At 32.5% G+C, this 23,898-nt stretch carries 16 protein-coding genes; 14 read left to right on the top strand and 2 right to left on the bottom strand.

Going from position 1 to position 23,898, the window contains the following annotated elements:
* The first annotated feature begins 175 nt into the window (after positions 1-175).
* From ACSVDA_RS01120 to ACSVDA_RS01075, 10 genes are all read left to right on the top strand, one after another.
* Positions 176-406, top strand: a complete 231-nt coding sequence (locus ACSVDA_RS01120) for an excisionase family DNA-binding protein (protein ID WP_485880121.1) — start codon at positions 176-178, stop codon at positions 404-406.
* Positions 407-1,073: 667 nt separating this feature from the next.
* Positions 1,074-1,646: a TetR/AcrR family transcriptional regulator gene (locus tag ACSVDA_RS01115; protein WP_485880119.1), complete on the top strand. Its 573-nt coding sequence runs from the start codon at positions 1,074-1,076 to the stop codon at positions 1,644-1,646.
* Positions 1,647-1,945: 299 nt separating this feature from the next.
* Complete coding sequence (locus ACSVDA_RS01110; RefSeq protein WP_485880257.1) at positions 1,946-4,966, top strand: efflux RND transporter permease subunit; 3,021 nt, start codon at positions 1,946-1,948, stop codon at positions 4,964-4,966.
* Between the two features lie 1,228 nt (positions 4,967-6,194).
* On the top strand, positions 6,195-6,740 hold the full coding sequence (locus tag ACSVDA_RS01105) for a GNAT family N-acetyltransferase (protein ID WP_485880117.1): 546 nt from the start codon (positions 6,195-6,197) through the stop codon (positions 6,738-6,740).
* Between the two features lie 59 nt (positions 6,741-6,799).
* The gene (locus ACSVDA_RS01100) at positions 6,800-7,192 is read left to right on the top strand and encodes a RidA family protein (RefSeq protein WP_485880116.1); all 393 of its coding nucleotides are present in this window, start codon (positions 6,800-6,802) and stop codon (positions 7,190-7,192) included.
* A 9-nt stretch (positions 7,193-7,201) separates the two neighbouring features.
* A complete protein-coding gene (locus tag ACSVDA_RS01095; RefSeq protein ID WP_485880115.1) occupies positions 7,202-7,327 on the top strand; it encodes a hypothetical protein in 126 nt (41 codons plus the stop codon).
* A gap of 640 nt (positions 7,328-7,967) precedes the next feature.
* Positions 7,968-9,479: a right-handed parallel beta-helix repeat-containing protein gene (locus ACSVDA_RS01090; protein WP_485880114.1), complete on the top strand. Its 1,512-nt coding sequence runs from the start codon at positions 7,968-7,970 to the stop codon at positions 9,477-9,479.
* Between the two features lie 676 nt (positions 9,480-10,155).
* Positions 10,156-10,563, top strand: a complete 408-nt coding sequence (locus ACSVDA_RS01085) for a VOC family protein (protein ID WP_485880113.1) — start codon at positions 10,156-10,158, stop codon at positions 10,561-10,563.
* A 95-nt stretch (positions 10,564-10,658) separates the two neighbouring features.
* Positions 10,659-11,051, top strand: a complete 393-nt coding sequence (locus ACSVDA_RS01080; RefSeq protein ID WP_485880112.1) for a VOC family protein — start codon at positions 10,659-10,661, stop codon at positions 11,049-11,051.
* Positions 11,052-11,230: 179 nt separating this feature from the next.
* Positions 11,231-12,877, top strand: coding sequence for a glycosyl hydrolase family 18 protein (locus ACSVDA_RS01075; RefSeq protein ID WP_485880111.1), 1,647 nt, complete (start codon positions 11,231-11,233; stop codon positions 12,875-12,877).
* 480 nt (positions 12,878-13,357) lie between these two features.
* On the opposite strand, the gene ACSVDA_RS01070 is transcribed toward ACSVDA_RS01075, so the two are convergent.
* A complete protein-coding gene (locus ACSVDA_RS01070; RefSeq protein WP_485880110.1) occupies positions 13,358-14,161 on the bottom strand; it encodes a S16 family serine protease in 804 nt (267 codons plus the stop codon).
* A 749-nt stretch (positions 14,162-14,910) separates the two neighbouring features.
* Positions 14,911-15,477: a hypothetical protein gene (locus ACSVDA_RS01065; protein WP_485880109.1), complete on the bottom strand. Its 567-nt coding sequence runs from the start codon at positions 15,475-15,477 to the stop codon at positions 14,911-14,913.
* A 427-nt stretch (positions 15,478-15,904) separates the two neighbouring features.
* Here ACSVDA_RS01065 and ACSVDA_RS01060 point away from each other — a divergent pair, with 427 nt between their 5' ends.
* The 4 genes from ACSVDA_RS01060 to ACSVDA_RS01045 all read left to right on the top strand — a co-directional run bounded on the left by ACSVDA_RS01060 (position 15,905) and on the right by ACSVDA_RS01045 (position 23,559).
* On the top strand, positions 15,905-16,342 hold the full coding sequence (locus ACSVDA_RS01060; protein WP_485880108.1) for a MarR family winged helix-turn-helix transcriptional regulator: 438 nt from the start codon (positions 15,905-15,907) through the stop codon (positions 16,340-16,342).
* 15 nt (positions 16,343-16,357) lie between these two features.
* Positions 16,358-19,471 carry an MMPL family transporter gene (locus tag ACSVDA_RS01055; RefSeq protein ID WP_485880107.1) on the top strand — a complete coding sequence of 1,038 codons (3,114 nt, stop codon included), beginning with the start codon at positions 16,358-16,360 and terminating at the stop codon, positions 19,469-19,471.
* A gap of 474 nt (positions 19,472-19,945) precedes the next feature.
* Positions 19,946-21,967: a sigma-54 interaction domain-containing protein gene (locus ACSVDA_RS01050; protein WP_485880106.1), complete on the top strand. Its 2,022-nt coding sequence runs from the start codon at positions 19,946-19,948 to the stop codon at positions 21,965-21,967.
* Between the two features lie 206 nt (positions 21,968-22,173).
* Complete coding sequence (locus ACSVDA_RS01045) at positions 22,174-23,559, top strand: lyase family protein (protein WP_485880255.1); 1,386 nt, start codon at positions 22,174-22,176, stop codon at positions 23,557-23,559.
* The last annotated feature ends 339 nt before the right edge of the window (positions 23,560-23,898 follow it).

The raw sequence follows: 23,898 nt of genomic DNA, 5'->3' as shown, positions 1-23,898 counted from the left end.
TTGTATGTTTAGTCATTGGAAAGTGAACGAAAAAAAATAAAGGTTTTTTTTCGTAAAATTTGTTAGTATTTGAATAGTATAATAGCGGTGTTGAGTGCTGTTACTGAATTATTGAAAGTAAATTTAGTTACAATAAAACTATGTTATAACAGCCTATTAAAAGGAATTGATAACAATGTATCTCACAATAAAAGAACTTGCAGATTATTTATCCATAACTGAAGCAGCTGTTGAAGATTTAATACTACATAAAAAAATTCGGGCTGTCTTTGATGGTGAACAATATTTAGTAAATAAAGATCAGTTTACGACACATATGGAACAATTAGAGAAATATAAGAAACTAATAGATGAGATACTTCAAGAACCTATCCCAGAGGATATAGATGTGAAGGATGAAGATTGATTGACTATGCAGAACTTCTTACTGCTCAGCTAACGCATGAGATGGAGCCTCTAAGTTCCACGTTGGAGCCAACCTTTTGTATCCCTAAGTGGTACTTATCGTCGTACTTCATGTAGATGTCAGGTAAAGGGAATTCAATCTGTACGGTAAATATGTTTACAAGTAAAAGGGAATATTAGCTCTCGCATAGGTTTGTCCGCTCAACTCTATATATTATGTTGCCGGAGAACGAGTTATAAGGATTTTATTACGTATTCTTGCTATCGTTAAACCGAATTCACTTATTCCTTACCATTGAGCTACGCCATTCTCATGGTTAATTTAGTAATGCTTTATGTCTTGTAAGGTTTCAATTCTCCACTCAAGTGATGCTGACCTCTACTAAAATCTTTGAACGACATCAAAGCTTTTACATCCTCATTTATGTTAATTGCTAAAGAGGAATTGTTTTATACTCAAAAATAAGATACGATAAATGCAAAAACCTATATATTAGCGTAAATAAATGCGTTTTCACATTGATAGTTGTTTTTCGTATTAGGAAATAAGCTCTTACAAATATAGCGATTAGGTAACACAACTGCAACAAAGGTTATGAAAAGAGCCTTAATAAAAGGTATAACAATTTGTACTTAAACTGTAGCTCTACGGAATGAAGGTGAACTTCATGGGAAGAAAGAAAAGAATAGAAAAAAAAGACCTTTTTGAATCAACTCGTAAATTACTTATTGAAAAAGGATACGAAGGTTTTCATTTTAAAGCACTTGCTGAACAACTTAGTGTAGGTAGAAGTACCATTTATGAATACTATGCTAATAAAGATGAGCTTATTTTTCATTACATAAAGCACGTTTCAGATAAAATTTATGATGAATGTAAAAAAGTGTTAGAGCATACTGATTCTTTAGTGCAGCTTCAAGAATTGCTTACTATTTTTCTTAAGCACGGGGAAACAATACACGAAATGATCCAAGTATATAAACATATGAAGGCGTCAGCAAATCATCATGATGAAAAAATGGATGTACTTGAAAAAGAAAATGAGCGTTTCTTTGAGATATTAGTTAATGTGATAAAATGTGGGCAACAAAGGTTTGTTATCCGCAATGACTTGCAAGCGCATAGCATAGCCAGTGTCTTTTTTAGTTCTATTTTGATCCCAAATACTTTAAATATGGATATTGACCAATGGAGTGAAACATTATTTACTTTATTTTTTGATGGCATTAAGGCCAAATAGTTGACACTTCTGTCGAGAATGTGTGATAATAACTCCGATTAAGGAGTTTTTTTGGATGTATTCGACACATATGTCGAAAAAAAGGGAGTGATGGACCGGAAAGTTATCTTTACTATATAACTAGGATATGATTTAAGAGATTAATAATTTTTTAGTCAAACAGTTTGAAAACTTATAACTGATACAAACCGTGAATATGATAAAACATAACTTCCTGACATTACATTATGCATACTTACTGCTTACGGAAAAAATAGTGTTAAAAAATATAATATTAAATGAACAGAAAGGACATGATGATGACTTTTTTAACAAAATTCAGCTTGAAAAATGCCGTTGCCGTTTTTATTATATCTTTTCTTTTATTATTTGCAGGTGCATATTCTTTTACTACGTTAAAGCTTGATTTGTTACCGGATATTGAATTTCCACAAATATCTGTTGAAGTAATATATCCTGGTGCTTCGCCTGAGGATATGGATGAGTTAGTGACAAGTAAACTGGAAGATAAATTTAAAACAATCGAAGGTGTGAAAAAGCTCCAAAGCTCGTCATTTGAAAGTGTAGCCATTGTAAATTTAGAATTTCCATTTAATGCAGAGATGGACGATATTGAAGCACAAGTTAATAACTATATGAAGGAAACTATACTGCCCGAAGAAGCCATTACGAGTGTGAACCGCTTTTCATTTGGTTCATTACCTATTTATAACATTTCACTATTTGCTAAAAACGATAATGACTTACAGGAATTGTTAGAGGCAGAAGTTTTACCAGAACTTAATAAAATTCAAGGCATAAGTAGTGTTAGCGTTGGCGGTATACAAGAAGAACTTGTACAAATTACTGTTGACCGAGAAGAAGCTCAGCGTGCGGGTTTAAGTCTTGCACAAATAAAGGAACAAATAAACGGAAAATACTTGTCGTTTCCGGCTGGTAATATTAAGTCAGATGATATACAGATCCCCATACGTATTCAAGAGGGCTTACAATCAGTTCAAGATTTAGAGAATCTTATTGTTTCATCGCCATTTGCACAAGACGGTAAACCTCTCTATTTGAAAGATATAGCGACAATAGATTCGGTTATAGAACAACCAGAATTAACAAGGTATAACTTAAATGATTCACTGTCGTTAGCAGTTATTAAAAAACAAGATGCAAATACTGTTGAAGTGGCCGAAAAAGTGCGAACTGTGTTGGATAAATATTCAAATGAACTAGATTATGCGATAGGCTTAGACTCTGCTGAAGGTATTGAGAAATCAGTTGAAACGTTAGTACGAGAAGGTTTATTAGGAGCGCTGTTTGCATCAGTAGCAGTATTGCTGTTTTTGCGAAATGTAAGAGCAACAATTATTGCCATTATCTCCATACCTTTATCTTTACTTGTGTCTTCAATATTTCTAGCTCAAATGGATATTACGTTAAATGTCATGACGCTTGGAGGAATGGCGGTAGCTGTAGGAAGAGTGGTAGATGATAGTATCGTAGTCATAGAAAATATATTTAGAAGAGTAAGGAAGTCAAAGACGAGTATAACAAACGACATTATTCAAGATTCAACGAAAGAAATATTAAAAGCTATCACATCTTCTACACTAACGACTGTTGTAGTGTTTTTACCTCTCGGCTTTGTCGGAGGGATAACAGGAGAATTTTTTCTACCGTTTGCTTTAACAATTGTGTTTTCATTATTAACATCGTTGCTTGTAGCTATTACTATTGTACCTATATTAGCAAAATTTTCTTTCAAAAAAATACCCGAAGAAGAAAAAGAGGGTGTTTTACAGAGGTTTTATGGTAAAACAATCTCTTGGTCATTGAACCATAAAGCGCTTGTGTTAGTAGTTTCGCTTCTCTTACTCGTTGGTTCGGGATTCTTAGTTCAATCCTTAGGATTTACATTTATCCCTAATGAAGAAGAAAAGACACTAGTTGCGAGTATCGAGCTCCCATCCTCTACATCATTAGATAAAGCAAATGATGTATCTTTGCAAATTGAAAAAATGTATATAGATCAATCCGAAATCAATGAGGTTACAGCTGGTGTAGGTAGCCGAGATTTTCGAACCGGATTAAAAAAACAAAATCAGGCTAGTTATTTTCTTACGTTAAATGAAGATGTAAACACTGCTTCATTAGTGAAAAAATTAGAAGGAAAAATGGAACAAATCGTTGACAATAATGCACCTGGAACAAAGATTGGCATTCAAGAGCTTGAAACAGGAGGACCACCTACGAATAATAATGTCAATATCGACTTGTATTCTAACAACTTAGAAAAACTGCAAGAAGCATCTAAATTAGTGGAAGATTATTTGCTAAATCACTCCTCGTTGAAATATGTAACGAATAACTTTGAAGATAAGCAAAAGCAAGTTGTTGTGAATATATATTCGAATAAAGCACAGCAATACGATGTATCAGGTTTTCAAATTCTAGGGACGGTTGTTGATCAAACAAAGCCAGTTTCCCTCGGTAATCTCGCATTTGATGAGAAAGATCATCGTGTTCAGTTATCATATAACGATGACATCACCTCGCTCGAGCAATTAAAGAATACACAAATTTTTACTGCGCAAGGACCTATTGCTATAAAAGAGCTTGCAGAGGTTAAAGAAATTGAAACGTTTACGTCGATTCAAAAATTAGATGGAAAAGTATTTGCACGTATCTCAGCTCAAATTGATTCAGAAAATATTCAACAGATTACACAGGAGGTTATCGCGGGAGTTGAAAGAGATATAGTTCTTCCTGAAGGTGTGTCTTTTGAAGGCGGCGGAGGTAGTGATGAGACTGTTGAGACATTCCAACAACTAGGGATAGCAATGATTTTTGCGATTGGACTCGTTTACATCACTATGTTGATCACTTTCGGTAAAGCTCGAATTCCATTTATCATCCTATCTTCACTCATATTTGTACCGATCGGATCATTTGTTGGGTTGTCAATTGCACGTGAACCACTATCAGTAAGTGTAATGATTGGATTTTTAATGTTAATCGGTATCGTCACGACAAATGCGATTGTTCTTGTTGACAGAATTGGCCAAAACCGTGAAGAAAAAGGCTTTACTATACGACAGTCGATTGTTGAAGCAGGCAAAACAAGGCTACGCCCGATATTAATGACTGCATTCGCGACGATTGCTGCGCTGTTGCCTTTAGCATTTACAACATCATCTGGGACACTTATTTCAAAGGGCTTGGCAATTACTGTGATTGGGGGGCTTACCTCGTCTACTCTGTTAACATTAATCATTATTCCTATAGTCTATGAACTCTTTTTTATCAGCCAAGTGAAAAAGGAAAGATAAAAATATATACCGTTTAGCATGACAAAGGCACATGTATTTTAACATGTGCCTTTTATATTATCTTTGATTGATATAATCTACTATTGCATGATAAATTTCGAAACCTTGATAAGAAAGTAGAGTGATTGCAGTAGCAGAGAAAAATCCCATCATAATTAATTTAATCCATGTCATCTTCATGCTCCCCCTTGTTATTGAAATATTATTTTAAAGGAGGGCTTTATCCACATAATTTGACTTAAAAAAGACGGCAAACAGTGTGGATTGGCGTTTTATTAAGTTAATATAATTAGAATGTATTATTAATATGTTTAATATGATGAAGCAAACTACTGTTAACGGCCGTACCCACATATCCAATTGATTATTATTATCTTTTGGCATGAATGATTGTAAGTGGGAGGCCTCAATATTTGACGTCTCTTCAATTGCAATAATATGATCATAATCTTGTATATTTATACCAAAAAGAAGACTATTAAGTAATAGAATTAAAATTAGCATATATTTTTTCATTTCTTTCACATCTCTTCGCAAGTGTGTAATGTAATAACTATAAACTATTAACAATGTTTTTTAAAGACTGTTTTTACATTGACGAAAAATGAGACTAGCCTTTTACACAAGCTATGGAAAAGAAAAAGATTGGAAAAATGTAAGATGGAGAAAGAAAATTCAATTTAGAAATAATAAAAAAGAACACTATCGAAGAGAGCCTTTAACGAAAAAGTGAACAAAATGAGCAACAAGCAAAATCAAGCTATTAAAAAGTAATAAGTATAATAAGGCTGCAACGACATAACCAAGTCCTTCATTATGTAGAAACATAGCCAGTTGCAAACCAATAAAGAAGTATAGAAAAGGAACAACTAGCATTATCAAACATAATTTTAAGTTGGAATTATTATTTTTAATATTTTTTACAAAGAAATACCAGCTTCCTATAATGATCATTATAGCTGTGGCGTATATAATCAACCTATTTCACTCCAATAATAGTGTAACTGCACTAATTTTTTTATTTTCGTTTATTAGACGAAATTTTTGTTAAAATGTTACTTTAACTATATATTTATTTTCTAATTTTTAGTAGATCAATGGATAGGTAACAAAATATGTAGAAAACTAGATGCTAAATATTCATAATTAATTTTTATGTAATCATTTATTTTTTATTCTAGTTTCAGCATAGTAGAAAGAAGATTTAATATATACAAGGGAGTAAATTATGATTATTAGTAAACAAGAATTTTGTGAAAAGGGTTTACACTATACCATTAGATCAGCAGACGTTCAAGATGCACAAGAGTTGTCCGAATTAAGACTACAGATTGATGGAGAAACAGAGAACTTGGATAGGGAAAAAGGTGAGGCATTTATTGATTCATCAGGATTTGAAGAGATCATAAAGACTGATAGTGAAAAAGAAAGAAATTTATTTTTAGTTGCTGAAACTCGTAATCAGATTGTTGGATTTGCAAGATGTGAAGGTGTTTATTTAAGAAGGTTCGCTCATAAAGTAGAGTTCGGTGTAGGTGTATTAAAAGGTTTTTGGGGACATAGTATAGGAAAAAATCTATTAAATGAATCAATTAAGTGGGCTGATGCAAATAGCATTAAAAAAATGACCTTGAATGTCTTAGAGTATAACGAGAAAGCAGTTAATCTATATAAAAAACTCGGTTTTGTAGTTGAGGGAGTATTAATAAATGATAAAATGCTATCAGATGGTAAGTACTACAATACTATTATTATGGGAAGGTTTAAAATTTGATTTAGCACAATAGTGAGATACCATATGATAATATTGTAAAATTGGGAGGTAGAGCGTGAATGAGTGAGAGAAAAAAGGTCTTGACTGGATCACCCTGGGAATCAACTGTGGGTTATTCAAGAGGTATTCGTGTAGGCGATCGAATAGAAATAGCAGGAACGACTTCTATGAAAAATGGTCTAGTTGTTGGTGAGGATGACGCATATCAACAAACTGTTTGTATTTTGAAAATAATAGAAGAGACACTCCAAAACCTTGGTTCAACAATAAATGATGTTGTTAGAACTAGAATGTTTGTAACTGATATATCAAAATGGGAAGAAATAGGAAAAGCTCATGGAGAGATTTTCAAAGATATACAACCTGTTGCTACGATGGTAGAGGTCAACGCACTTATAGATCCAAGATTATTAGTTGAGATAGAAGCTGAAGCGATTGTACGTATGGAATAATTTAGTGGATTGATTAGCAAAACGTTGTTATTTACTCAACTGCTGCTTTTAACGATCAGAGTCTTTAATGGTGGTATTTTTCAAACAGGTGGAGTAGAGTCTCCGCCTGATTTATCGATATTGAATTTTACTTGATGGAGTCACTTATGTTGTTAATTTAATACGTATACTACTAGGTTCATAGTAGCTATTTTAGGTACCCCCCGAATAATATTCTAAAAAGAACCCACTTTATCCTATTATTAAAATGCTGTTGTATAGTAGAACCTTCCTCAGCCTCGCAAAGTGCTCTTGGCCATAATGACTTAGCACTGTTTTAAGTTATTACTATATATGTTAAATACTTAGCGACAACAGTTTAATTTTTTAAAAAGGTACGATCATAATTTTTCTATCTTGCTCCAAAAAAATCCCCCTCCTAGTAGAAAACCTAATTAGTATAATTTTTTTGGATACATTATACAACATTTTAGGATGGATTGTATGAATATTTTTTAACAAAAATGATGCAAGATATTTTATGATGATCCATTCAATTGTTTGTTTTACCTAGCGGCTGCCGTTAAAACAAATCTATCGAGTTGGATTCTATCTATTGTAACAGATACTCCCTATCTGTTACACGCCTTTTTACCAAAACTAAAACACTTGTCTATACGCTTTTTCTGTCCACGCATAAAATGGTTAAAGTGATAGCATCTAAAAATTAAATTGATAATCTGAATAATCCTAACTTTCTCGCTTAAAGAATGAAAAAATGAAAGGAGATGAAAATATGAACACACTTACAGTTCCAACAGATTTTAGTACAATTCAAGAAGCGGTTGACGCAGCAAATCAAGGCGATGTCATCGAGGTACTTGCAGCTGGTGGACCCTACGTTGGCGCGACGATCTCAACGGATAATCTTTCCCTCAAAGGTAAAGGTAATCCAGTAATAGAAGGTTCGGTTAATGGGTTTCTTCTTAACGCCGTTTCGGATGTCCTAATTGAGGGTTTTACTGTCCAAAATAGTGTTCATGGTATAAATTTAATGTCAAGCACCACTAACACTATTATAAAAAATACTGTTCAGGATAACAGTGTTAGTGGTGTAAGTTTATTGGCTAGTGACTTCAATACTATTGGAAAAAATATGATTGAAAATAATAATGTAGATGGAATAAATTTAGCGTTTAGTAACAACAACATTATTGAAAAGAATACCGTTCAAAATAATAGTGTTCAGGGTATATGGTTATCTTCTAGTAACAATAACATCCTTGAAAAAAATATTGCTCAAAAAAATAGTATTCATGGTATAACTTTAGCATCCAGTAATAATAACACGCTTGAAAAAAATACCTCGCAAAGTAATAGTGTTAGTGGTGTAACTATAGCTTCTAGTACCAACAACGTGCTTGAAAAAAATATTATTGAAAATAATAATCTTAATGGCATAACTTTAATGACTAGTAACAACAATACGCTCGAGAAAAATACCGTTCAGAATAATTTTCTTAATGGCATAAATGTATTGGTGGGTAACAACAATACACTTGAAAAGAATACCGTTCAAAATAATGGTTCTGACGGGGTTGGGTTAGAACGTTCTGACTACAATATGCTTGAAAAGAATACCGTTCAAAACAATGTTTTTGACGGTATAGAATTAGAAGGTTCTGACTACAATACGCTTGAAAAAAACACCGTTCAAAATAATATTTTTGACGGAATACAATTAGCAGGCTCTAGTAACAATGCGCTTGAGAAAAATACGGTTCAAAATAATGTTTTTGATGGTATAGAATTAGAAGGTTCTGACAACAATGCACTTGAAAAAAATACGGTTCAAAATAATGGCTTTGATGGTATAGAACTAGTAGGTTCTGACAACAATATGCTTGAAAAAAATACTGCTCAAAATAATGGCTTTGACGGGATTGAAATAGAAGTTTCTCAAAACAATACGCTAATAAATAATACAATTCAAAATAATGAGTTTGATGGGATAGAGTTAGAAGTTTCTCACGACAATGTGCTTGAAAAAAATACGGTTCAAAATAATGGTTCTGATGGTATAGAATTAGAAGTTTCGGACAATAACACGCTTGAATCAAATACGATTTTAAAAAATAAGGTTAACGGAATTGAAGTAGTCTCATCTAGTGAACAAAATATCGTGATCAAGAATACTACTCTCGACAATGAAAATATAGACCTTGTCGTTAATCCAAATACGAACACTGTCGTAAACAATGTTTGTAATACGAGTGATCCCGCTGGACAATGTACTAGTGGCTGTTAACTAGTTCTCATTAAAATGATAAAGATACTCATAACAATGAAAGCAAAGTGTTATAAACAATCTTGTATTCTAGCACAATTCTTAATGGTCGTAATAATGATGAAACAGACCATTCGGAATTAATAAACAACGTGGTGAAAAACTATTGCCATTAAATTTAACTAATTAGCTTGTTATCAACCATACTATATTGATCTTTAACAACAAAATGACGAATACAAATAGAAGGATAAATTCAAATTTATTAGAAATTATCCTTTTTTATTTTTAAAAAAAATCGTTAAGCACCGTCTATTGAGACTTTGAAAATTAACTAAACTATTAAATAGATGTGAAGCCTTTACGTAAGAGATCAAATTGTATGACTTTTATGGTTATATTTAAAACGATTTTTTATTCGTTATTATAAACACACTGAGAATGCAAATAATGTTACAACTTAAGTCTTCAACATTATTCTGATGAAGTAGTTAAAAAATATTTGTTTAACATAAAAATATTATGTTAACAAAGGTACAACAAACGTGTTATTTATACTTAAAAACACCTACACAATTTAGTTGGTAATGGTTTTAGAAAGGAGTTATTCATACAAAAGTTTCATTTATTAAAGAGGTTTTTCATTCTCCAAGTAGAAAATAATATTCGTAAGAGTATTAAGGAGGAGGATGGTAGAATGAAGATAATACCATATTTATATTTTGCAGGGAATTGTGAACAAGCTTTAAATTATTATAAAGATGTATTTGAGGGTGAAATTATATCTTTGCAACGATTTCATGAAGCACCTGATATGCCAGTTAACGAAGAAAACAAAAATAAGGTGTTGCATGCACGTTTCCAGATGGGAGAGCAAACAGTTTATTTTTCAGATGGTCTAGATACCCAAGCTATCGAGAAAGGTAACCAAGTGACATTAACGATCGAGTTTTCAAAAGTTGATCAAATTGAAACTGTATATAGTAAATTAGCAGAATCAGGAGAAATAATCATGCCTCTTCAAGACACTTTTTGGGGAGCAAAGTATGGTAAAGTGGTAGATACGTTTGGTGTTTGTTGGGATTTAAATTGTCAACTATCATAAATCACAAGATAATAGACGTAAGGACTACTGTTGTATGTTAAAGCAGTAAGCTTTAGTCTATCACAACGGTTAAAAAGAAGGAGAATTAAAAAAGAATGCACGTGCAAGGCTTTAATCATGTAACAATAAACATTAGTAACCTCACTGACTCTCTTAAGTTTTATGTTGAAGTTTTAGGAATGGAACTTGTTCACAAAGGGAAGAAAGATGCCTACTTAGAATGGGGAAGTGCTTGGATATGCTTACAGGAACGAGAGCAATACCCTAACAAACTAGTTGAACAACTGAGTGTAGATCATGTTGCATTTTCTATTTCAGAGGATCATTTTGATGCTGCCGTTAACATATTGAATGATAACGAAGTAATAATAGTGAGAGGCCCAATAAAAAGAGGAACTGGGTGGGCGATTAACTTTCTTGACCCTGATGGAACACAGCTAGAACTACATACTTCGACATTAGATGATAGAATGAAAGTGTGGAAATAACATTTTAAGACTGAAAGTTTCATTTAAGTTACATTTCTGCAACAATACACTTAAAATGTCCTTTTTTGTAGTATAGTAGATTGTAAAGAAAACTGTCCTTCATTCCTAGATAATAGATTAAAAAATGAAGGCTTTTTTATTTTACGGGCAGAATACTTCTAAGAGAAAGGTGTGCGGAAATGAAGAAAATAGGCTTAATGCTGCTTGTATCTGTTTTTTTACTTACTGGTGTTGTACAAGCTGAAGGGCGATTTAATATGTCATATTTGTATGGTGGTTCAAACGATAGTTATCTAGAATCAATAGAGAATACAAATGAGCTTTTAGATGTCGTCAGCCCTAACTACTTTAACTTAACAGAAGATGGTGATCTAGCACTAGAAAACATTGATCCAAACTTTGTTAACGAGATCCATGATCAGAATTTAAAAATTGTTCCTTTTTTAAGTAATCATTGGGATTTTACTCAAGGTGAAAATGCTTTAAAGAATCGGGAAAAATTATCTACTGACATTGCTAAAGCAATTGAAACTTATAATCTGGATGGAATTAATATTGATATTGAAGGTCTAAATGAGACTGTTAGAGAAATGATGACAGATTTTGTAAGACTCTTACGTTCAAAGCTTCCAGCAGATAAGGAAATTGCAGTCGCTGTAGCATCTAACCCAAATGGATCAACTGTTGGTTGGGCAGGACAATATGATTATGAAAAACTAGCAAACTATGCAGATTATTTAATGATCATGACCTACGATCAATCATATCGGGGAAGTAATCCGGGGCCTGTTGCAAGCATTTCGTTTGTGGAAAAGTCAATCGAAGCTGCATTTAATTTCAACGTTCCAGCAAATAAAATCGTGTTAGGTCTACCATTTTACGGACGTATTTGGAAATTAGAAGATTTGGATGATGAAGTAAAACCTAAAAGTGATAAAATCATCGGAGATGGGGTATCACTCACAAAAGCGAATAAATTATTTGAAACATTTGATGTAACGATAAGTTATTCGGATGAATATGAAACTCCTAAAGCTACCTTTGAAATAAAAGAAGGAGACCCTGAATTTCAATTAGCATCTTGGAAAGACCCTCTTGAGCCAGGCAAATATGAATTATGGTTCGAAAACGAACAATCATATAATGAGAAACTAAAGCTTGTAGATAAGTATAACTTGAAGGGGACAGGGAGCTGGAGTCTTGGCCAGGAAGATCCGTCATTTTGGACTTATTATGCCGATTGGCATCAAAGCAATGAGACAAACGACAATCCGCAAAAAGAAACTGTCTATTTCTCAGATGTACAAGCCGACTTTTGGGCGCTTGCTGATATCATCTTTGTGAAAGAAAAAGGTTGGATGAATGGGAAATCATCATCAATATTCGCACCTAATGACCATCTTACTAGGGCACAAGCTGCTGCTATCTTAGTAAGAGCATTGGATTTACAGCCAACAAAAGAAGTTAGTCAAACATTCAATGATGTTTCTACTGAGCACTGGGCTTATACTGACATTGCAATTATTGCCCAACATAATATATTTAAAGGCAGTAATGGCAATTTCAATCCAAATGACGACATAACTAGGGAGCAATTTGCTACAGTACTGTATCGAATACTTGGTAACGGGGATGTCTCAGAAGTACCACAAAATCCTTTTTCAGACGTAGATTCATCAAGGTGGTCGCATGATGCAATAGCGATTATGAAAGAAAGGGACATTTTTCAAGGTCGTGAAGACGGCTCGTTCGATCCGTTAGGCAAAACGACTAGAGCACACACTGCTGCTTTGTTACATCGAATTGCAAATTTAATTGAAAAATAACTCTTAAACAACAACTCAAAGCCGCGTTGCTTCTATATGCAACCGGCTTTTTCATTTTAATCTCATTAATTATTGCTTTATCGTAAATTAGAACTAAATACGATAATAACTAACGCTAGTGACATCCAAATCTGATAATAGTCAAATTAATCAACAACGCTTTCTCAAAATTTATGTGAATGAAAACAACAAAGCATAATTATGTAACAGGATTGTTGGTCCTGTTTACTAACTCAATGTTTTTCAGCAATTTGGCTTTATATTTACTTATAGTGCAAAATAGCGTTTAATAAGAGTGCATTTTTATCTCTTAAATTCACATCTATTTATCTACTAAAAGTTTTTAGAATTCTATGAACTTCACGCACTTTTTAAAAACTAAAAGTCCCTACCAATTATTAAAAGCAGAGACTTTTTGATGTACGGGTTGACCGAACCGTACCGAACCGAACCAGTAATAAATAATGATTTTTTAATTAATTATTTACTCGTTAAATAATTATATGCCTCTTCAATTGTTTCAACTGGGATTAATTGGATGTTGTAATAATTTTCTTCAACTATATTCTTTCCTTTATTCTCCAATGATTTTGGAATTATACAAAATTCATAACCAGATTTTTCTGCTGCCTCTATTTTAATTTCTAACCCATCAATACTACCTACTTCACCTTTGCTATTTACAGTTCCTGTCCCTGCGATTTTTCGCCCTTTGATTAAGTCTTTATCTCCAAGTTGGTGAATCAATTCAAGAGTCATAATCATGCCGTCAGAACCACCAGTTTCACCATCTTTAATTATTATCATATCTTCAGGGATTTCACGTTTTAAGAAAGAGCTTGCGAAAATCATTCCCTCTTTATATCCATTTAATTTGCTTTCTTTACTTTTGTCAATTGAAGATGAAACAATGGACTTTGTAAGAGGTAATATTATGTTAATATTTGTATTCGTTTCCTTTGTAATTTTTTTAATGATTGTCAAATCTTTCTGCTTTACTCCTGGATATGTAAAAATAGTTAGTTTACTAAAATGCGAGTCTTTCATTCTATATTCTTCGCTTATTTTACTTTCTAGGCTAGTTGCATGCCCTTCAGTATATATATAATAGTAAAAAGGTGAAGAAAACGACCAATATAGCACTAGAGCACCTAACAAAATCCTCGTTATTATGTTCAATTTCTTGTATGTTTTTTCTTCAAAAATGCATTTAATTCCACTTAAAAGTAAATAAGCTCCAAACAAATATAATAATAAGGGTAATGCTTCAAAAAATTCTATCAAAACAACCATCTCCTGAAACGTATGTTCTTAAATGCTAATATCTACAATTATAGAATTTTACACATGATAAATCAATGAAACTTTATTAAGAGACAAGAGTGTTGAAGAGATTTAAAAGTAATTAAAAATTCAAAAAGAATAGAATAAGTAAAGAAATAATCTTCTAAATAGCTATTCCCTTTTTTATGATGAAATATGTATTAGAAAATATAATAATGTATAAACAAATTATTAAAATAAAATCTTGTAGGCATTGTTGTTATTTCATGGAATGGGAACTAGGTAGATAATACTGGAAGGTTGAAATTAATTTATCCTATGAGTTTACACCATTAGACTGTAGCTATAATGCTATAGTCATTTTTTAATATTGTCGGAAAATGCTCTTGTCGAATTGATAACGCATAACAACTTTGTATAAGGATCTGAAATGATTAGATACAATATTATCGATGACGAGCTATTACCAACTGGCGAGAGAGCGTATTCTGACGATAACGTATGCTAAATCATAACATTATGAGAAATTAAAATGATAAGAGATTTAAAACCAGGTTGCTATATATTTATTAACTTTATAAATGAATAAATGTATTTCTTTGGTTGAATAGCTGAACCAACTATTAATGTTTATCCAGCATTGAATTAAGGAATTTAAAAAGCACCTAATTTGTTCCTTGTCAATAAGACTGATAAATAAACCCTTGTAATATCTGTTTTTTTACAGATTCACAAGGGTTTGTTTTTTACTATTTCTTATCTGAGATTTGAGCATATCCAGCGTCTATTAAACGTTGATTTCTTTTATCTAATTCTTCTAGAATTTCTTTTGAGGACATTGTAGAAAGACTAATGTTTTCTTTATCCTCCGTGTATAGTTTGAATAAATCACCTGTTTCTCTAATCAATGTCAAATCCTCTTCCGTAAACGCATCTCCTTTTATACTTTTATCATATAAGTCATTTACAAGCCCTAACGTATTAGCTATTAACCAATCTGTTTCTATTGGGGCATGTGGGGCTTTAGTTAAAGTAAGTTTTGAAAGGTACCGCAACAATTGTAAATAATTAAAGTCTTCTAACTCTGCTAATTCTGAAGTCGAATAATCAGGAAAAATAAAATTAACCCAATAAATATCTGTAATATATTCCAAATATGTTGTTTTCAATCTGTCTTCAATTATATTATTTTGCTTGTGTTGAACATAATTGAAGACAATAGAAATCACCAAAAGACATGCTGAAATTTCTTTTGCACGGTTTTTAAGTACACTTATTAAAAATTCTTTTGCTCTGTTTTTTAGTTTACTTATCATCTTAATCTCCTTGTATATATACTTCTTTGTATTAGACATACATTATTATCGTAAATATTTAAAGAGCTTTCATTGGTAAATTTATCTATCATCCCATAAAACCAACCATGATCTAGCTCTGTTCAGTAAGTTCTAACCAAATTAATATAAAATTCAAAGACGTAAAGAACCTAGATTATATAAAACCACTTATTAGAGAAGTTTTTACTTGGTCATTCTTTAATAAATAGGATAAGAAGTGACTGTTGAATTTAGTTAAATGATTAGTCAGCTTAAAAGAAATAAACTCACCTCCATTTAGCTCACCTTATTAGCCCTAACCTTATATATAATTTTAAAAAAACTAAATTGACAAAACTGAGTTCACGAATTATAGTTTAAGTGTTGAATAGTTAAACAGTTGAACTATAAAGGGATGTGGCAATAGATGAACCAAGAAAAGTTAAAGAAAACGATAGAACGATTTGAAATTGCATCATTTACAGTGTCGAAAAAGATTGGTTCTGAAATCAAGGAGCAAATTCAAGATGTTATTACGAGTGATCAACATTTAATTCTTCGTTACATTCATAAGTTTGGACCTTGTATTTCTACAGAATTATCTGAAATTTTTAATGTTCAAAAAAGTGCTATAACAGCTATAATCAATCGACTAGTTGAAAAGGGGTATATTAAAAGGTCACGGGATGATCATGACCGTCGAGTCATATATTTGTCTACGACTGAGGAAGGAGAGAAGATTTATCAATGGACAGAAGAGCAAGTGAATAAAATAGTTGGTGCTTATTTAAGTAATTTTGATGACGATGAAATTCATTCATTTTTAAATACTTATGAAAAATTAATGTATTTAGTAAATAAATAAACTAGGGGGAGAAACATGAAGTATGTTATAAAAGGGAAGTGGATAGTTTTACTAGCCTGGGTAGTGCTTGTAACGTCACTTATGCTATTGGCACCCAGCTTCGTTGATCTAGTTCGAGAAAAAGGGGAACTAACTATGCCTGAACAATACTCTTCAGGCTTTGCAAATAAAATTCTTGAAGAGCAAGGTGTCTCTGGTGAACAAATCGCCCTCGTATTTTATAACGAAAACACTCTTTCAACGGCTGATATAGCTGAAGCGGAAGATGCAGTAAAAATATTGGATACAAAGAAGGAACAACTCGGTATCACTGAGGTGCTCTCCCATTTTCACGAGCAAGAATTAAAAGATCAATTTGTATCAGAAGATGGTAAAACCATATTAGTAACATTAACTGTTGACAGTATGAATCGTCAGCCTATAGAAATTAAAAATGATTTATATGATGTCATCAATAATATTAAGGTAGATCACTTTTATACAGGCTCCATGATTATAAATGAGGATGTGATTGTGAACTCTGAAGAAGGTCTGAAAAAAACAGAGTTCATTACAGTCGGATTTATTTTGTTGGTGCTAATCTTTGTTTTTAGATCCCTCATTGCTCCATTTATTCCACTCATCACAGTAGGGCTTACATATTTAGCATCTCAGTCAATCGTCGCATTTTTAATTGATGGATTCAACTTCCCAGTTTCAACGTTTACACAAATTTTCCTCGTTGCAATTTTGTTCGGGATCGGAACGGATTACTGTATTTTATTGTTAAGTAGATTTAAAGAGGAAATATCAAAGCATGAAGATGTTTCAGATGCAATAGTTGAAACATATCGTACTGCTGGTAAGACTGTTATTTTCAGTGGAATAGCTGTAATGATTGGTTTTGCATCTATTGGATTTTCAACATTTAAGCTATATCAATCTGCTTCTGCGGTTGCAGTTGGCATCGCGGTATTGCTTGTTGCATTATTTACTGTTGTTCCATTCTTTATGAGCCTATTAGGTGGAAAACTATTTTGGCCAGTGAAAAAATCACTTGAACATCGTGAAAGCAAACTGTGGGATAAAGCTGGACAGTTTACCTTTAAACGACCTGTTATCGCTTTAGTTACAGTACTCGTCATTGTCACTCCATTTCTCATTTTTTATGAAAACAAACTTTCCTTTAATAACTTAGATGAATTAGGTGACGATTTTAATTCAGTGAAAGCCTTTCAAATTATTTCAGATAGCTTTGGACCTGGTGAATCTTTACCGACGACTATTGTTATTCAAAATGATGATCCGATGGGCGATTTAGAATCAATTTCTATTATTGAAAAAATTAGTAGAGAAGTAGCTACAGTAAATGGAGTAGCTTCAGTTAGAAGTATTACTAGACCAATTGGAGAACCACTTGAAGAGTTATTCGTTCAAAATCAACTAGCCGAACTAAATGGTGGTTTGGCGGATGGCAATGATGGAATTCAGCTAATTAGTGAAGGCTTACAAGAAGCTAGCACCTTGATGTCACAAAATACCCCTAAGTTGAATGAAGCTACTGACGGAATAAGTGATTTGATTAATGGCACAAATCAACTGAAAAGTGGTGTAGCGGGACTTGCAGATGGTTTGAAATCAATTGAACAAGGAATGTGGGATAGTTCATACGGCGCTAATCAATTAAAGGATGGGCTTATCGAGTTACAGTATAATGCTCAAATATTAGCAAACTCACAATCTGAACTGCTCAATGGATACAATGAGATTGCAAATGGACTAACTAGTTTTTCAGCGGGTTATGAAGAAATTGAAGTTAACCTAGGAAATCTTCAGTTAGCTTTAGCAAATGTGAACAGCCAATTCTCACATATAACCGAAAAATATCCCGATCTAGCAGAAGACCCACAATTTATAGCAATCACTACAACAATTAATGAAGTTTATGGTGGTTTAACAGAGCTTGGCACAGGTTTACAACAATTAAATATCGAATTTATAAATGTTGTTGAAAGTGTTGAACTAGCAAATTTAGGATTTGATGAAGCGATTAAGGGTCAAGAAGCATTGGCTGAAGGGTTTGCAGGCTTCATTGACAATATTGGACAATTAGCTTCAGGTATATCCGGCTTAGCAGCAGGGCAAGAAAGCATAATCGTTTCGCTTCCAGGTGTTAGTAGTGGAATCGAACAAATTGTTGTTGGTCAGCAGGAATTAAGGGAAGGTTTTCAGGATTTAGGTGGTCAAATCACTGAGTTAACAGATGGTTTAGACCAAAGTGTTACTGGCTTAAATGAAGTTTATACTGGATTGGAAACGGCAACGGACTACCTAGCTGAATTATCTTCTGCTCCAGACGAAGCTTTAACAGGTTGGTATTTGCCTAATGAAGTCTTAGAAGATAATGATTTTAGTCGTGTATTTGAAACATATATGTCGGCTGATCAAAAGATCGTTACTATAGATGTGATTTTTGATGAACACCCATACTCAGAGGAAGCGCTAAGTCAAATTGAATATATTGAAGAGGCAATATATCGAGGTATAAATGGTAGCAAATTAGAAAATGCAACGTTTGGGATAGGTGGAGAAACAGGTATTAATGCAGATTTGAAGAAGATGTCATCAGAAGACTTTTTGCGAACTGTCTTTATTATGATCATAGGCATCTTTATCATGCTAACGATATTATTAAGATCATTAATTATGCCAATCTATATCATTTTATCATTAATTTTAACATATTTTACTTCGGTAGCTTTTGCAGAAATTTTATTTGTAGATTTACTAGGCTATGCTGGAGTAAGTTGGGCTGTACCATTTTTTGCCTTTGTTATGTTAGTTGCATTAGGTGTAGATTATAGCATTTTCCTAATGGATAGATTTAATGAAAATCAATCTTTATCAGTAAAAGAAGCCATGCAGTATGCGATGAAAAACATGGGGACAGTAATTATTTCAGCTGCGCTAATATTAGGAGGAACTTTTGCGGCTATGATACCTTCAGGGGTTCTTTCACTCATACAAATTGCAACGATACTGTTAGTCGGCTTATTATTATACGCGTGTGTAATATTGCCACTATTCATTCCAGTGATGGTAAACACGTTTGGGACAGCAAACTGGTGGCCATTTAAAAAGGATAGATGACTTCGGTTATACTAATATTAAATGAGATCTTTGTAAATATTCCAGATAGTTGATTTAACATCTCAAACAATAAATTAACAAACTTATCAATAAGCAGAGTTTTAGAAATATTAAGCCTGAGTTCAATTTTAGTTGAACTCAGGTCATATTTTTTTGGTCTTTTACGACTATATTAATTTTTTACAAAGCTCTTTTTCTCATAACCTTTGTTGTAATTATTACTAATAATGGGCAGCATGATAAGTGTTAAGTGAACAAAATAATTGTATATGAAATAAAGGTGTCCGGGTAGTTAGAGAGATACGTGTGTATCTTAGAACGAATGCAACAAGAATTGCCCGGAAAGATATATACAATTTTATATCCTCTTATTCAAAATAAATAAACTTTTGGAAGCTTCATCCAACACAACTGATGGTATAATAATTATTAGAATAATACAAAAACAATGGATTTACGATAGGATGTGCAAAAGTGGAGAGAGTAATAGTTATGAGCCTAGGTAGAGAAACAAATAAATATATTTGTAGACAAGTACGAGAAATTACTGGACATCGTATTGAGGTAAAAGGATATTGTATAGGTGATACGATAAATGAAGATTTCTCAAAATGTATAGTTGTAAATTCGGTAGATTTACAAATAGATAATTTAAGGTTGATCAAAATTCCACAGCATGTAAAGCATATTTATGCAAAGCGCGTTATCAATCATCAATTTTTAAAAGAATTAATCGATATCCCAGCTGGCACTGATGTATTACTAGTGAATGATCATAAGGACTCGAGTTTACACGTTATTAAACAATTAAAAAATTACGGTATTGATCACATCAATTACCATCCATATTATCCAGGAATAAAACAATATAAACAATTAACACTAGCTATTACCCCAGGTGAAACAAAATGGATCCCTGATTGCGTTAACAAAGTGATTGATATTGGAATAAGAAAATTAGATATAACAACAATTATAGAAATACTGCAAGAGTTAAATTTACTGTCAGAAAGTAGTGAAGTGCTATCATCTGAATATGTGAGTGAAATAATAAAGTTGTCGAAAAAATTAACGAAAATTTCTGAAGAATCAGAGCAAATTAAAAATATGTTTCAAACGATAATAGATAATACGAACGATGGAATTATTTACTTAAATTCAAGGGGAGAAATATCTGTAGTAAATGAGTTGATGCTATCAATTTTAGGAGAAGAAAAGGATATCATCTTAGGAAAAAGAATTAAGGATGTATTACCGAGTCTACATATATGGCAAGTTGAAGAGGTTGATAGAGAAATCATGAAAATCAGTGAAAGAGAGGTTGTAATAAAAAAAGTTCCAGTCAAAAAGAATGCTTATATAGTCGGCTATTTAATCACATTTGAAGATGTAATGGAGATTAAAAACATAGAATATGAGCTTAGACGACGTATGAGAAAAACAGATCATAATGCAACATATATATTTGAAGACATTATTGGAAATAGTGACATGATCGTAAAAAATATTAATTTAGCAAAAAGATTGTCATTAAGTAGCTCAACTGTGTTAATACAAGGTGAAAGTGGAACTGGAAAAGAATTTTTTGCCCAATCGATACATAATTTTTCGAAGCGTAAAAAAGGTCCTTTTGTCGCAGTAAATTTTGCAGCATTACCTGTAAACTTGTTAGAAAGTGAATTGTTTGGATATGAAGAAGGGGCTTTTACTGGTGCTGTTAAAGGTGGAAAGGTCGGACTTTTTGAGCTTGCTCACGGCGGAACGATCTTTCTTGATGAGATTGGAGATACCCCATTAGAGTTACAGGCTAGATTGTTAAGAGTGTTACAGGAGAAAGATGTTCGAAGAGTGGGTGGTTCAAAGCGGATACCTATTGATGTTAGAGTAATCGCAGCCACAAATAAAGACCTAAAAGAAGAAGTAGCAAAGGGAAAGTTCCGACAAGATTTGTTTTACCGAATAAATGTATTACCGCTCTACTCTCCAAGTTTAAGAGAGCGTAGAGAAGATATTCCTCTCTTAATAGCACATTATTTAAAACGTTTTTCAAATGGGAAAAATATACCGCTAGATAGTTTCTTTGACGATGAAACTACTCGCTATTTAGTAGGTTATCACTGGCCAGGGAATGTCAGAGAATTAGTTAATGTTATTGAATATTTAGTAAATATTAAAAATCCATCTATAAGAATACAAGTTACAGACTTACCAGGGTATGTTTTGTCTGAAAGATTTGATGATTTATGTACAGAGAATGATCGTTTTATCGATGAAGACATGTTATGGCTGTTACATAAAATTAATGAGAGTAATGGTATTGGCAGAAGAGCTCTCACTGATTTAGCGAAAAGTGAAGGAATTGATCTAGGTGAAAGTAAGATTCGCAGATTACTGAAAAGGATGTATAATTTAGAATTAATTCATAGTTATACAGGGATGAAGGGGACTGTCGTTACAGAAAAAGGTGTAGCAACATTGTGTAGCTTAAAACTATAATACACGGAAAATAAAATAAAAATGGATAATGGGATTGATAACGGGATGTTTTTTTGTCCCGTTATTATTTTTCGACAATAAAAAAGCTGAAATATCGGGATTTTTCAGCTTTTTTTATTGGCATATTTTTTGCAAATAGTATAAAAGATTAAATATATAGAAAAAGAGAAAGTTGTAACCGTAATTAAGAGGGGGAAATAATTATGATGGTAATAGGCCAAAGGAGCGAAACAGATTTTCTAGGTACGAAGGGTATTCCAGAATCTGCATATTACGGATTACAGACGTTAAGAGCAATAGAGATGTTCCCGATCACAGGGTATCGGGTGCATACTTCATTAATAAAAGGAATCGCTATAGTTAAAAAAGCTACTGCTCTAGCTAATATTAAAAATGGCGTATTAGACAAAAGGATAGGACAAGCTATAGTTCAAGCTACAGATGAGATTATTATTGGTAAATTGCATGATCAATTCATCGTAGATCCTATACAACCTGGTGCTTGTGCTTCACTTAATATGAATGCAAATGAAGTTATTGCTAATCGTGCCCTTGAAATTGTCGGAAGAGAAAAAGGTGATTATTCATTTATTAGTCCAAATACCCATGTAAACATGTCTCAATCAACAGGTGATGTGTTTCCTACTTCGTTTCGATTAGCTACACTTGATATGATAGAACAACTACTAACAACGATGCGAAATATGGAGCAAGTTATAATACAAATTGTAAACAAATTTGAACAATTATTCCACTTTAGTGACACACACCTTCATGATGTTTTACCTATACGGTTAGGGCAAGAATTTGAAAGCTACCGTAACATGATTCAACGTGATATTAAAAGGATTACTAACTCAAAAGATCAATTATTTAAGATCCATATCGGGACAAAACCGATAGGAACAAGGCTTAAAGAAGTAACTATTTTTAGCGATCAGGTTGTTGACAATATATCACAAATTAGTGGGTTTCAACTTAAAAAGCCCGAACAGATCGTTGATGCTAACGATCAAACAGATGTATATTCTGATGTTATTACAGCTTTAAAAAATAACATGATAAATATATCTAAAATATGTAACGACCTAAGGTTAATGTCAGTTGGATCAAACGCTGGCATATATAGAAATTCTTTGTCTGCTACATCAGAAATGTCAGGACAAATAAACCCAGTTATAAGCGAAATCATCAATCATATTACAAACCATGTTGTTGGCAATGATCTGAATATTGGGATGTCAACTGAAACAGGAAATTATGGATTACATGTGATGGAACCTGTATTAGTTTTTAATTTAATTCAATCAATCAATATGATGAAGAATGGATTTAATGTTTTTACAAATTATTGTTTAAAACGAATTGAAGCTGATGAAATGCAAATAATGAAGAATATCGAAAGGAATGTTCCAGGTCTAACTGCACTAACACCGTATTTAGGTCATGAAAAAACATCACAAATTGCGAGGCAAGCTATTTTAACTGGCAAATGTGTGAGAACTGTTTGTTTAAAGTTAGGTGTATTAACAGAAGAACAGTTGGATCATATACTTGATCCTATGAAGCTGAGAAATCCAGGAGTTATTTAAAATATATTACTAGTATTTAAAGGGTAGGAGATAGATGTAATCCTGTGTATTAAGTTTTGGATTACAACCACAACCTACTGAAGAGCTTTCGATTAGCAGGTTTAAAAGGTAATATGATGATTAGTAATTTGGATTCAATGAATATTATCTATATGGACAATATGATATTAGATAAAAATTTTTTACGGATAATCATATACAATAATTAAACAACCAATTTTTCCTTATTTTGAAGGTGATATAAGTAATATTACTAAATACATTTTGTGCTATCCTCGAAACCGATTACTAAAAAGAATACAATAACGATAGAAGGTGTCGGAGAGATAAAAGGTGAGT

It is taken from the genome of Cytobacillus sp. Hm23, from assembly GCF_051842895.1.
Classification (GTDB): domain Bacteria; phylum Bacillota; class Bacilli; order Bacillales; family SM2101; genus Nanhaiella.
This window is presented reverse-complemented; position numbering and strand designations above follow the sequence as displayed.